This window comes from Corynebacterium maris DSM 45190, from assembly GCF_000442645.1.
Classification (GTDB): Bacteria; Actinomycetota; Actinomycetes; order Mycobacteriales; family Mycobacteriaceae; genus Corynebacterium; species Corynebacterium maris.
This window is the reverse complement of sequence record NC_021915.1, coordinates 909,640-921,332: the sequence shown is the minus strand read 5'-3', so window position 1 is coordinate 921,332 and position 11,693 is coordinate 909,640. Positions and strand designations below refer to the sequence as shown.

Here is an 11,693-nt window from a genome sequence, read left to right as displayed (position 1 = left end):
TGACCTGCGATGACTCGACGAGGACACGTCCTTGAATTTTGAGTCGGTCGCAGGTTTTTGCGTTTTCACCGTGAGCCCTCGACCGTCCCCAACCCCGACCACTGAGGAGCATCCCCATGGCTGAAACCACCGTCATCAAGGCAGAGGCGCGGACCGAGTTCGGTAAGGGCGCCGCACGCCGCCTGCGCCGCGACTTCCGTCTGCCGGGCGTCATCTACGGCACCCACCACGAGCCGATCCACTTCCACGCCGACCTGCTCGAGATCCACACTCTGCTGCGTTACGAGGGCGTCAACGCCGTCGTCGAAATCGCCGTCGACGGCGAGCAGCACCTGTGCATGGTCAAGGCCATCGACCAGAACGTCCTGACCCTGGACGTCGACCACCTGGACATGCTGTCCATTAAGCGTGGCGAAAAGGTCGAGGTCGAGGTCCCGGTCGTCACCGAGGGCGAGGTCTTCTCCGGCGCCATGCTCATCCAGGAGCTGGACACCCTGACCATCGTCGCAGACGCGCTCAAGCTTCCGGAAGAGATCCTGGTCAGCGTCGAGGGCATCGAGGCCGGCAACCAGATCCTGGCCGGCGACATCACCCTGCCGGAAGGCGTCGAGCTCATCGACGAGGCCGACGCGCTGGTCCTCAACATCACCCACGAGGAAGTCGCCGACGTCCCGGAGGAGGGCGAAGAGGCCGACGCCGAGGCCACCGAGGCCGCTCCGGCTGCCGAGGAGAACGAGTAGTCTTTCGACTTCTCCCCTCGTTAAACTCCCGCACCCCGTGCGCATCATCGACGATGCGCACGGGGTGCGCCCTTTTCCGGGTGTGAGAAGATGATGCGCGTGTCTGATAACCCTGTTCTCATCATCGGCCTGGGCAACCCCGGCCCCAAGTACGCCGGCACGCGCCATAACATCGGCGTCGACGTCATCGAGGAGCTGTGCTCCCGCGTGGTCCCCATGCCCGCCTCTTTGAGCGTGCACAAGCGCACCAACACGGAAATCGCCGAACTCCCCGCCGGCCGGCTCGGCGCCCGCAAGGCCGTCCTGGGGCGCACCCGCGGCTACATGAACGTCTCCGGCGGACCTGTCAAAGCCCTGGCGAACTACTTTTCGGTCCCGGCGGGTGAAATCATCGTCATCCACGACGAGCTCGAACTGGATTTCGGCGACGTGCGGCTGCGTCCCGGCGGCGGAGACCACGGGCACAACGGGCTGAAATCGATCACCAAGTCGCTGGGCACGAAGGACTATCAACGACTCGCGGTGGGCGTCGGCCGCCCACCCGGCCGGATGGATCCGGCGTCGTACGTGCTCAAGGGTTTTTCCCGCGCCGAGCAGGCGGAGCTGCCGATCATCTGCGCGGACGCCGCCGACGAAGTGGAGCGTTTCCTCCGCCGGTGAATTAGACGGTGATGTCCTCGGCGCTCACGCCTGCGTCCCGCTGACGCTGGATCTTGTGGATGTTGTATTCCCAGTCCTTCAGCCCCTCCGGCAGCTCGCCCAACGCCGGGTCGTTGACGTAATCGCGGCGGGCCGGGTCGTAGTTCCACAGCCAGTCGGCGTAGTGGAACCAGCCGCCGCGCTCCGCCTGCCGGAAGGCCTCGTTGCGGACGTGGCGGGCGACGCCGTCGACGTGCCACATCTCGCCCCAGAAGCGCGAGGTGGTCTGGATGCGCCCGCACCGCGGCGCCCGCTCATCGGAGACCTCGCGGACTACCGAGCCCCAGTCCACGTCACCTTCGGAAGCGGCCTCGGAGGCGTAGAGCGCCAGAGTCTCGCCGTCCTCCATCGCCATGACGGCGCCGGAGGCGATGTACTGCAGCGGCGGATGCGCGGCGTCGCCCATGACCAGGATGTGGTCGCTGACCACCCAATCGGTCAGCGGCTCCCGGTCAGCCATCTGCCACCACTGGTCCAGCCACATGTGGCCGAGGCGACCCTGCAGAAAATCATTGGTGTGGCCGAAGGCGTTCTTGAATTCTTCGTTGTTGCCCCAGTCCTCCGGGGCGTCGGTGCCGCCGATCAAGGCATCCAGGTAGCGCGGCGACTGGAACACGGCGACCTGGTTGAGCAGCTCGCCCTGACGCAGCGGGTACTGGATGAAGTGGCAGCGCGGGCCGATGTAGCCCACCACCGAATTCAACCCCTGCATGTCCGGGTCGTTCGGCAGGTCGGAGGTGCCGCGGTAGGCCACGTAGGCGCTCGGCACGGGCTCGTCCTGGACGATCTTGGGGCGGAAGACGGAGTGGATGCCGTCGCAGGCGACGAGCAGGTCCGCGGAGACGGTCTCGACGCTGCCGTCGGCGCGGTGCTCGATCGTGACGTCGACCCCGTCCCCGGCGGCGTTCTCCTCGCCGCCCACGACGGAGACGCCGTTGACCAGGTCGGCGCCGGCCTCCCGGCCGGCCTCGACGAGGAGGTTCAACAGATCAGAGCGGTGCACCACCAGGTAGGGGGCGCCGTAGCGTTCCCGGAAGGTCTCGTCGAACTTCATGGTCAGAATGTTTTCGGCGGTGACCGCATCCCGGAACTGCATGTCGTCGGGCAGGTAACCGGCTTGGATGGCCTTGTCTCCCAAGCCCCACTTCTCCAGGATCTTCACGCCGTGGGGGCCGATCTGCAGGCCGGCGCCGACCTCCTTGAACTCCTCGTGACGCTCGTAAAGGGTGACGTCTGCGCCGCGCAGCGCAAGCGCGAGCGCCGTGGAGGCGCCGCCGATGCCGCCGCCGGAGACGATGATCTTCTTGCCGGCGAGTTCGGTGGTGGGGGTTGCGGTGGACATGTAGGTCAACACTTCCTTCCAGAAAGAGTATTTCTATGGATACTAACTGTGCGGGTAGCGCACCGGGCCCGCGGGCCCAGCGCCGGAGAATCTAGGCGGAGGAACCGGCGGGCTCGTGCACCACCGCCTTCGCGGTAGTCGGACGGCGTCGCTGAATGTTGAACAGGACGATCAGCGACAGGGAGGACAGCAGAGCCGAGACTGCGAAAAGCAGGTAATTCGACTCGGGGCCGAGGCCCCAGGACAGCAGCAGGCCCGCGAGCTGCGGCGCCACGACGGCGCCGATACGGCCCACCCCCAGCGCCCAGCCCAACGCGGTGCCGCGCAGGCGGTGCGGGTAGAAGTGCGTGACCGCGGCGATGATCAGGATCTGCGTGCCGTGGGTGCCCACGCCGGCCAAAACCAGGATGGCGTAGACCGCCAAGATGGGCGGTCCGGACAGCAAGCCGAGCAGCGCGATTCCCGCGACGCCGGCGGCCACCACACCGGAGCGGACCGGTCCGAACCGGTCACCGGCCCAGGCGGTGACGACGGAGCCGATGATGGCGCCGAGGTTCAGCGCCAGCGTGAAGTTCAGCGAGGCGCCGAAATCGTAGCCTTCCTCCTGCATCAGCTTCGGCAGCCAAGTGCCCAGTCCGTACCAGGCCAGCAGGGTGACGAAGGTGGCCAGGGCGAACCAGACGGTGACCGCACGGTACTTGGCGCTGAACAACGCCCCGTAGCCCGGCACCGCGCCGCCGTCGTCGCCGCTCTCCGGGTCGACTCCTTCGCGGGCGATCCGATCCTCGCGGATCGCCCGGTCGGAGGGGATGACTGCGGCCGCGAGCGGCAGGCCGACGATCAGGGGGATGATCGCCAGCAGGAACATGAAGCGCCAGCCCCAGTCGTCGTGCAGCGGGACGATGAACTGGGCGAGCACCGCCGCGATGGAGCCGCCGAGCGGGACGCCCGACATCAGGACGGTGGACCAGGCGGACATCTTGTTGCGCGGGACCAGGTCAGCGGTCATGGCGTTGACCGAGGGGACCAGCCCGCCCAGGCCGATGCCCGCGAGCAGACGGAACGCGCCGAACAGCCAGACGCTGGGCGCGAAACCGCACAGCAGGGTGAACACGGAGAGCACGACCACGGAACCGAGGACGGCGAACTTCCGTCCGAAGCGATCTGAGAGACGTCCGACAAGCACCGCGCCGATGACCATGCCCACGAAGGCCATGGAACCGACGGTGCCTGCGGTGGCGGCCGTGAGGTCCCACTCTTCCATGAGCTCTGCCTGGACCGTGCCGTAGACGATGAGGTCGTAGCCGTCGAAGACCACGAAAAACCAGCCGAGAAGGACGGCCGCCAGCCTGCGCCCGGAAATGCCGAGCACAGTGAAGCCGGAGCCGCCGAGTCCTGGGGCGGATCCCACAGGAGTGTCCTGCGCGCCGCCCTGCCGCATGGGTGAAGGGGTGTGTGCCATGAAACCATCATCTTCGTGATCCGCGTTACAATCAAAATTATCCCACATAGCGGAAGGTCTGACCATGATTCACCTTGGCCCCACCCACGGACTGCCGCCCCGCGAGTATTTGCAGTCGGTGGACCTCGCCCTCGTTCTCATCCTCATCCTGCGCGACTCCGGTCGCATCACCATTTCTGGGACGGCGAAACTCCTCGACGTTTCCGCCTCCACCGTCCACCGCTCCGTGGCCATGCTCGTCTACCGCGGCTTCGCCACCCGCAGCGAAAACCGGACCTACGTCCCCGGGCCCGCCCTGAGCTCGTCGAGCCTGCAGCCCGGCACCGGCGCGCGGCTCGTCGAAGCCACGCGCGACCAGCTCATTCGTCTTTCCGAGGAGACCGGCGAGACCTGTCAGCTGATGACCCTGTCGGGCAACAAGTGCCACATCCTGCTGTCGGTGGCGGGCGCCACCCAGCCGACGGTGGGCAGCCGACGCGGACAGATCATTCCCGCCGAGCAGAACGCCGGTGGCCTGGCCATGCTGGCGGAGTATTCCGCCGGTGAGCTGCGCGCCCTGTACCCCACCTTCCCGGACGCGACTTTCGACCAGTTGCGCCGCACCCTGCGCCGTTCCCGCGAGCGCGGCTTCGCCATCAACAACGGACTGTATGAGGCCCATGTGTCGGCGGTGGGCGCCTGTTTGCGCAACGAACTCGGCGATGTGCTGGGCGCCGTGGCCGTGACCGTGCCCACCCACCGCTTTCGTGCAGTGCACCACCCGTGCACGCAAGCGCTGAAGGCGTCCGTGCGGTCCCTGAATCAGGACTTGGCGGACGCTCGGCCGGGCCCTGATGCCTGACAAGGGGGTGACAGGGGGTACTTCCCCGCATCTTTCCGCATAGCGGAATTACTTTGAGGACCAGAGCGACTCCCCATATGTTCGTAGTCACAACCATCCGCCAGCGTGACGGCTGCTGCCCCAGCAGGCGCCGCCCTACTCGTCCCGCAGCACATACACAGGAGGTTTTGGACAATGAGTGAATCCGACTACTCAAAAAAGCACGTCGAATACGTCGCCCCGGAGGCCACTCCGGAGGAACAGGCCGAGCTCGACGCCATGTACAAGCAGATGGACTCGATCCACCTGAAGCCGCTGTGGCGCCAGATCGGCGGGCTCATGCCCAACGAACCGGAACCCGCGGCCGTCGCCCACAAGTGGGACTGGGAGGAGCTGTACAAGATCGCCCAGCGCTCCGGTGAGCTGGTGCCCGTGGGCCGCGGCGGCGAGCGTCGCGCCCTGGGCCTGGCCAACCCGGGCCTGGGCGGCAACACCTACATCTCCCCGACCATGTGGGCCGCCATCCAGTACCTGGCCCCCGGGGAAAACGCCCCGGAGCACCGCCACTCCCAGAACGCCTTCCGTTTCGTCATCGAGGGCGAGGGCGTCTGGACCGTGGTCAACGGCGACGCCGTCCCGATGAAGCGCGGCGACTTCCTGCTCACCCCGGGCTGGAACTTCCACGGCCACCACAACATCGCCACTGAGCCGATGGCGTGGTTGGACGGCCTGGACATCCCGTTCGCACACCAGATGGACACCGGCTTCTTCGAGTACGGCACCGAGAAGCTCACGGACGAGTCGACCCCCGAGTACTCGCGCGGCGAACGCCTCTGGGCGAACCCGGGCCTGCGCCCGGTCGCCTTCCCGGGCAAGACCACCGCCTCCCCCATCGGCCGCTATGCCTGGGAGCACACCGACAAGGCGCTCAACGAGCAGCTCGCGCTCGAGGACGCCGGTTTCCCGGGCGTCGTCTCGCCGGGGCATGCGGCGGTGCGCTTCACCAACCCGACCACCGGCGGTGACGTCATGAGCACCATCCGCGCAGAATTCCACCGCCTGCGCCCGGGTGCAGCCACCACCCCGGTCCACGAAGTGGGCAACCGCGTCTTCCAGGTCTTCGAAGGCTCCGCCACCGCGCACGTCGGCGAGGAGACCTTCGAACTCAACCACGGCGACATCGTCAATGTGCCGTCCTGGAAGAAGTGGCATATTGAAGCGGGCGACGACGGCGTCGACCTGTTCAATTTCTCCGATCACCCGATCTTTGAGAAGCTCGATCTCGCACGTACCTACACTCCGGAAGGAATTTAACCGATATGCGTCTTGCAACCATTCGCTCCACCGAGGGCACTTTCGCCGCCCGCGTCGAAACTGAGACCACCGCCGTCACCATCGACGGTTACGCCAACGTCGGCGACCTGCTGCAGCAGGAGAACTGGGCCGAGATCGCCGAGCAGGCGTCCGGCGAGACCGTCGAGTTCGCCAAGACCGACCTCGAAGCCGTCGTCCCGGCCCCGAAGAAGATCGTCTGCGTCGGCCTGAACTACGCCAACCACATCAAGGAGATGGGCCGCAACCTGCCGACCCACCCGACTCTGTTCGTCAAGTACCCGGAGGCCCTGACCGGCCCGTACGACGACGTCCTGGTCCCAGACTACGCCAACGGCGAGCTCGACTGGGAAGGCGAGCTGGCCGTGATCATCGGTAAGCGCGCCCGCCGCGTCAAGGCCGCCGACGCCGCCGAGTACATCGCCGGTTACGCCGTCATGAACGACTACACCATGCGCGACTACCAATACCGCACTCTGCAGTGGCACCAGGGCAAGTCCTTCGAGAAGTCCGCCGGCTTCGGCCCGTGGATGACCACCCGCGACTCCTACGAGTTCGGCGGCGAGCTGGCCACCTACCTCGAGGGCGAGAAGATGCAGACCACCCCGACCGACGACCTCGTCTTCGGCCCGGAGGCCCTCATCGAATACATCTCCCACATCTACCCGCTGGACGCCGGCGACGTCATCGTCACCGGCACCCCGGGCGGCGTGGGCCACGCCCGCGACCCGAAGCGCTACATCGGTGACGGCGAGACCGTCACCATCGAAATCGACGGCCTGGGTTCCATCGCCAACAAGACGGTGTTCGAGTAATGCCGGCTGCCGCACAGTCCTTCCACGACCTGCCGCTGGAGGAGCGCCTGTCGATCACCCGACGCGGCACCGCCTTGTACTCCGGCCAGCTGTCCCTGATCGACAACGACGACTTCGGCGAGCCGACCCTGCTTCCCGGCTGGGACATCTCGACGCTCGTCGCGCACGTCGCCTACAACGCCCACGCATTGGTCAACCTGATGGACTGGGCGACCACGGGCGTGGAAACCCCGATGTACCCCTCCCCCGACGCCCGTAACGAGCAGATCGCCTACGGCGCGACGTTGATTCCGGACGCGCTGCGCAACCTCCACGAACACACTCTGGTTCGGCTGGACGTCGCCTGGCGTGACGCGCCGGAGGAGGCGTGGAACGCGGAGGTCAAGACTGCGCAGGGCCGTACCGTCCCGGCGTCCGAGACGCTGTGGATGCGCACCCGCGAGGTCTGGCTCCACGCCGTGGACCTGAACCAGACGGCGAACTTCTCCGACATGCCCGAGGTGGTCCTGGAGACCTTGGTCCCCGAGATCGCGAACAAGTGGCGAGGTCAGGGCGCAGGCGAGGGCCTCGTCCTGGTCAACACCGACTCCGGCGAACGCATCGAGGTCTCCCCAGGCGAGAAGACCGTGGAGATCCAGGGCGGCCTAGCAGGTCTGGCCCGCTGGGCCTCCGGCCGCGGCGATCACGGCGTCACCGTCGCCGAGGGCGACGAGGTGCCCGCGCCGCCGCGCTGGCTCTAAGCTGCGCTGAGACATCTGACCACCGGATCTGCCGCCTCCCTCAAGGATGAGAGAGGCGGTGGGTCCGGTGGTCGGTTCTTTCCCGCGGTCTAGTCGAGCGGGGCAGGATTCAGATGCGACACCGCCAGTTGCCCGCCGCGGTTGTCCAGATAATACAACTGCGCGACCACGGGCCGGTCGGATTCCAGCACCAGCCCGTACGGCGCGTCCAGGGGCACGGCCTCCGGCTCGATCAGGTCGTTGATCCGCTGGTGACAGACCCGGTGCGGCTCCACGGGGATCTCGTACGGCCCGACCGGGTCGGCGTCAGCATGGTAGACGGTCAGGCGCACCCGCGCCGTCAGCGTTCCGGTGTTGAGCAGGCACAATGTATTACGTGAGGTAAACTCCGGTTCGCGTCCGGTGCTCTGGCTGGGGGCGAAACCGGCGGAGAACACCCACTGGGTGCGTCCCAACGGGCCCGGTTCACCGTGGCTTTGCTCCGCCATCCCGCTTCCTCCTGTTATTGCTCCGCGAATAGCTCGCGCAGGTAGTCGTTCATGAATACGCCGTCGGGGTCCATGTTTCGCCGGATGCGGTGGAAGTCCTGCCATTCCGGGTAGAGCTCGGCGAGTTGAGGTCCGGTCAGCGAGTGTTTTTTGCCCCAGTGCGGGCGCCCGCCGGCTTCTCGAAACAACGGCTCCATGTCGTTGAAGTAGTCCTCGTGCGGCAGGGTGTTGTTTTGCAACAGAGCGATGGTCATCGTCGGTTGTCCCTGGGCGTTGGAGAGCATCGCCTGGTCGGGGGCGATGGTGCGCACCAGGACACGCCATCCCACGGTGGCGCGGTGGCGCTCTTTGATGCGCTGGCGCACCTGCCGGAACACCTCCAGGCCGGGATCCAGCGGGAGCATGTACTCCATCTCTTCGAAGTGCAGGTGCCGGTCATTGGGGATGATGCGGTAGGAGGGCCCGGTCTCGTCTGTTCTGAGCGTGCCGGGAGGGATGAGGTCCGGTTCTTGACCAGGTTTGTTGAGCATGCGGACTTTGGCCAGGTCGTTGCGTGGATACCAGTAGAAGTCCAGGATACGGTTCTGGTGCATCATCTCCTCGAAGTTGTCGAGCACCCAGTCGATGTGGGTGATCCAGTTCTGTCGGTGCAAGTCATAGGATTCCTCCACCTGCAGGGTCAGCGACGTCATGACGCCGAGGCTGCCCAATGACACCTGCGCCGCCCTCAGCAGGTCGTGGTCCTTGTCGTGTCCGGCGTCCGTGCCGAAGGCGACTTCCTCGCCACGCCCATTGATCAACCGCCCGCCGACCAGAAACGACGAGAGGTTGCCGAGTGTGACACCCGACCCGTGAGTGACCGGTGCCGATCGCTCCGGCGATGGTCTGGTAGTCGACGTCTCCCAAGTTGGACAGTGCCCAGCCGTGTTCGTCGAGTTGGTTGTCCATGTCGCTGAGCCCGGTTCCGGGCAGCACCGTGGCCAACCCGTTGTCGCGGTCCACGTCTTTGACCCCACTGAGATGGTCGAGGTGGATCAAGGTGTCGGGGGTGTCGAACAGCGGCTGGGAGGAATGCGCTGAGCCGACCGGGCGCAGGGTCCGGGAGTGGGTGCGGGCGTCGTTGACCAAGTCCACGATGTCGTCGACGTCGGAGGGGCGTGTTCTCGAGGAGGGGGGTGAATTCCACGCTGCCCGACCAATTGCGGAATGTTTCGGCCATCTCCGCCTTCCTTTCCGACGTGTTCGGGGCATGACCGCCAGACTAATCACGCCGGCGCCGTCGATGCAGAAACGGGCGCGCGTCCCTACGCTGACAGGTATGCGTGCAATGACTTATTCCGAATACGGTGACAACGACGTCCTGCGGCTACAGGAGCTGCCGACCCCGAAAGTGGGGCCGGGCCAGATTCTGGTCCGGGTGACCCGCGCGGCGATCAACCCGGTGGACTGGAAGGTCATGTCGGGGGGCCTCGACGCCATGATCGACGCTCAGTTCCCGGCGGTGCCGGGGTGGGACATGGCCGGGACCGTCGAAAGTCTCGGCCCGGACGTCCCGGAATTCGCGGTCGGCGACCGGGTCGCCGCCTATGCCCGAAAGATGGTGGTCTCCGGTGGAACTTTCGCCGAGTACGTGACCGTCCCGGCCGAGTTCGCCACGAAGATTCCCGAAGGGGTGGATGACGAGACGGCCGCCGCGTTGCCCCTGGCCGGGCTGACCGCCAAGCGGGTGGTCGAGGCTCTTCAGGTCGGGGAGGACGACACCGTGCTGATCCACGCCGCGTCCGGCGGGGTGGGGCATCTGGCTACTCAGCTGGCGGTGAACCTGGGCGCACAGGTGGTCGGTACGTGCTCACCGGATAATTTCGAGAAGGTGCGCGGCTTGGGGGCCGCGCCCGTAGAGTACGGCGACGGACTCGTCGACCGGGTCCGTGAAATTGCCCCGGACGGGGTCGACGCGGTCGCGGACCTCGTGGGCGGGGTGCTGGAGCAGACGCTGGAGCTGCTTGGCGACGGTAGCCGCCATGTCTCGATCGCCGATCCGGAGGCCGCAGAGAAGGGCGGCCGCTGGCTGTGGGTCCGCCCCGACGGAGCCGGCTTGGCGGAGCTGCTGGAGCAGGTCGCGGCCGGCACACTCGCCGTCGAGGTCGACCGGGTTCTGCCGCTGGGTGAGGTCGCCGAGGGGTTCCGGCTCAGCAGCGAGGGCGAAGCCAACGGCAAGATCGTCGTCGACGTCACCCGTTAGCCAACCTGTCGATGACTTCGGCCGCCGGGCCGGGCCGGACGTCTTCGACGCCGACGCCTACGAGACAGTAGGCCACGGACTCATCGCCGGTGGCCCGCCGCTGAGCGAGCATCCGGTTCAGGTGCGGGTAGACGGGTGGGACCTCGGGGTGGCGGCGCGTGAACTCAGTTTCCAGCCCGCGGGCGTAGCGTCCGGAGAAGGCCCGGGTAGACGTCGTGATTCCGCCCCGGGTGAGCAAGGCGCGGTTGTGTTCGGAGGTTCCAGCTTCATCCGCGAGGAGAAAAGCCGTGCCGCAGGAGACCGCGACGACGCCGTCGAGTCTCAGTGCCTGCGCGACCTGTGCCGGGGTGGTGATCCCGCCCGAGGCGACCAGCGGCAGCCGCACGCCGGCGCCCCGGACCGCCGCCAGCAGGTCGGACAACGGGCGCTGATCGGGTTCCTCCTCGACCGACCAGGTGAACCGGTGTCCGCCGGCCTCCGGCCCCTGCACCACGAGAGCGTCCACCCCGAGACGTTCCGCTATGACGGCGTCCTCTGGCGTGGTCACCCCGACCCACGCCTCGACGCCCGCGGCATGCAGCCGCGCCACCTCCTCTGCCGAGAAGGCGCCGAAAGTCGAGCTGACCACGGCCGGGCCATGCCCCGCCTCCACTGCGGCGAAGATCGACGAGAGTTTCTTCGCCCATCCGTTGGTGTAGTCCACTTCGTCGACGCTGGGCACGGCCAGATCCAGTTCCTGGGCGAGCGCCGCCACCTGTCCCGGTTCTGCGAGGGGTTCTTGCGGGGCGAAGAGATTCACACCGTAGGTCACCGGGCCGGCCATCCCCGCCATCTGCCGGGCGGCGTCGTCCACCGTCGTGGTGCCCAATGCCAGGAATCCCAGGCCACCGGCTGCGCCCACGGCGCGCGCCAGTGCCGGGGTGCTCGGTCCGCCGGCCATGGGGGCGGCGATGATCGGGGTCGTCATGTCCTGTAACACGCTCATGGCCCCATGCTAATCGCATTGTGGGAGA

General features: G+C 66.8%; 12 protein-coding genes and 1 pseudogene. 7 read left to right on the top strand and 6 right to left on the bottom strand.

Annotation, left to right across the window (positions count from 1 at the left end):
• The first annotated feature begins 116 nt into the window (after positions 1-116).
• Positions 117-740, top strand: a complete 624-nt coding sequence (locus tag B841_RS04415) for a 50S ribosomal protein L25/general stress protein Ctc (RefSeq protein WP_020934285.1) — start codon at positions 117-119, stop codon at positions 738-740.
• Between the two features lie 90 nt (positions 741-830).
• Positions 831-1,400 carry an aminoacyl-tRNA hydrolase gene (pth, locus tag B841_RS04410; protein ID WP_041631746.1) on the top strand — a complete coding sequence of 190 codons (570 nt, stop codon included), beginning with the start codon at positions 831-833 and terminating at the stop codon, positions 1,398-1,400.
• Position 1,401: 1 nt separating this feature from the next.
• Here the strand turns inward: pth and B841_RS04405 are convergent, their stop codons facing one another.
• Positions 1,402-2,781: an FAD-dependent monooxygenase gene (locus B841_RS04405; protein WP_041632067.1), complete on the bottom strand. Its 1,380-nt coding sequence runs from the start codon at positions 2,779-2,781 to the stop codon at positions 1,402-1,404.
• Positions 2,782-2,872: 91 nt separating this feature from the next.
• Positions 2,873-4,222 (bottom strand): MFS transporter, encoded by a 1,350-nt coding sequence (locus B841_RS04400; protein ID WP_052337729.1) that lies wholly within the window; start codon positions 4,220-4,222, stop codon positions 2,873-2,875.
• 85 nt (positions 4,223-4,307) lie between these two features.
• On the opposite strand from B841_RS04400, the gene B841_RS04395 reads away from it, so the two are divergent.
• From B841_RS04395 to B841_RS04380, 4 genes are all read left to right on the top strand, one after another.
• The gene (locus B841_RS04395; protein WP_020934281.1) at positions 4,308-5,084 is read left to right on the top strand and encodes an IclR family transcriptional regulator; all 777 of its coding nucleotides are present in this window, start codon (positions 4,308-4,310) and stop codon (positions 5,082-5,084) included.
• A 174-nt stretch (positions 5,085-5,258) separates the two neighbouring features.
• Positions 5,259-6,377, top strand: a complete 1,119-nt coding sequence (locus tag B841_RS04390) for a cupin domain-containing protein (RefSeq protein WP_020934280.1) — start codon at positions 5,259-5,261, stop codon at positions 6,375-6,377.
• Between the two features lie 5 nt (positions 6,378-6,382).
• Positions 6,383-7,210 (top strand): fumarylacetoacetate hydrolase family protein, encoded by an 828-nt coding sequence (locus tag B841_RS04385; RefSeq protein WP_020934279.1) that lies wholly within the window; start codon positions 6,383-6,385, stop codon positions 7,208-7,210.
• Positions 7,210-7,950 carry a maleylpyruvate isomerase family mycothiol-dependent enzyme gene (locus B841_RS04380; RefSeq protein WP_020934278.1) on the top strand — a complete coding sequence of 247 codons (741 nt, stop codon included), beginning with the start codon at positions 7,210-7,212 and terminating at the stop codon, positions 7,948-7,950. Before B841_RS04385 ends, B841_RS04380 begins: the two co-directional genes overlap by 1 nt.
• An 89-nt stretch (positions 7,951-8,039) precedes the next feature.
• Here the strand turns inward: B841_RS04380 and B841_RS04375 are convergent, their stop codons facing one another.
• The 3 genes and pseudogenes from B841_RS04375 to B841_RS14110 all read right to left on the bottom strand — a co-directional run.
• Positions 8,040-8,438 carry a sensory rhodopsin transducer gene (locus B841_RS04375; protein ID WP_020934277.1) on the bottom strand — a complete coding sequence of 133 codons (399 nt, stop codon included), beginning with the start codon at positions 8,436-8,438 and terminating at the stop codon, positions 8,040-8,042.
• Between the two features lie 14 nt (positions 8,439-8,452).
• Positions 8,453-9,238 (bottom strand): D-arabinono-1,4-lactone oxidase, encoded by a 786-nt coding sequence (locus B841_RS04370; protein ID WP_245561059.1) that lies wholly within the window; start codon positions 9,236-9,238, stop codon positions 8,453-8,455.
• A gap of 91 nt (positions 9,239-9,329) precedes the next feature.
• Positions 9,330-9,689 (bottom strand): annotated as a pseudogene (locus B841_RS14110) (FAD-binding protein); the annotation flags it as partial.
• A 67-nt stretch (positions 9,690-9,756) separates the two neighbouring features.
• Here B841_RS14110 and B841_RS04365 point away from each other — a divergent pair.
• Positions 9,757-10,680 (top strand): NADP-dependent oxidoreductase, encoded by a 924-nt coding sequence (locus B841_RS04365; protein WP_041631745.1) that lies wholly within the window; start codon positions 9,757-9,759, stop codon positions 10,678-10,680.
• Here the strand turns inward: B841_RS04365 and B841_RS04360 are convergent.
• A complete protein-coding gene (locus B841_RS04360) occupies positions 10,670-11,665 on the bottom strand; it encodes an NAD(P)H-dependent flavin oxidoreductase (RefSeq protein WP_041631744.1) in 996 nt (331 codons plus the stop codon). The two genes, B841_RS04365 and B841_RS04360, sit on opposite strands and share 11 nt — an antisense overlap.
• Positions 11,666-11,693: the final 28 nt, after the last annotated feature.

Excerpts from the sequence above, each read along its gene's own strand:
- B841_RS04385 (WP_020934279.1), top strand. The coding sequence starts at position 6,383 with ATGCGTCTTGCAACCATTCGCTCCACCGAGGGCACTTTCGCCGCCCGC.
- B841_RS04415 (WP_020934285.1), top strand. The coding sequence starts at position 117 with ATGGCTGAAACCACCGTCATCAAGGCAGAGGCGCGGACCGAGTTCGGT.
- B841_RS04390 (WP_020934280.1), top strand. The coding sequence starts at position 5,259 with ATGAGTGAATCCGACTACTCAAAAAAGCACGTCGAATACGTCGCCCCG.
- B841_RS04395 (WP_020934281.1), top strand. The coding sequence starts at position 4,308 with ATGATTCACCTTGGCCCCACCCACGGACTGCCGCCCCGCGAGTATTTG.
- B841_RS04400 (WP_052337729.1), bottom strand. The coding sequence starts at position 4,222 with ATGCGGCAGGGCGGCGCGCAGGACACTCCTGTGGGATCCGCCCCAGGA.
- B841_RS04365 (WP_041631745.1), top strand. The coding sequence starts at position 9,757 with ATGCGTGCAATGACTTATTCCGAATACGGTGACAACGACGTCCTGCGG.
- B841_RS04405 (WP_041632067.1), bottom strand. The coding sequence starts at position 2,781 with ATGTCCACCGCAACCCCCACCACCGAACTCGCCGGCAAGAAGATCATC.
- pth (WP_041631746.1), top strand. The coding sequence starts at position 831 with ATGATGCGCGTGTCTGATAACCCTGTTCTCATCATCGGCCTGGGCAAC.
- B841_RS04375 (WP_020934277.1), bottom strand. The coding sequence starts at position 8,438 with ATGGCGGAGCAAAGCCACGGTGAACCGGGCCCGTTGGGACGCACCCAG.
- B841_RS04360 (WP_041631744.1), bottom strand. The coding sequence starts at position 11,665 with ATGAGCGTGTTACAGGACATGACGACCCCGATCATCGCCGCCCCCATG.
- B841_RS04380 (WP_020934278.1), top strand. The coding sequence starts at position 7,210 with ATGCCGGCTGCCGCACAGTCCTTCCACGACCTGCCGCTGGAGGAGCGC.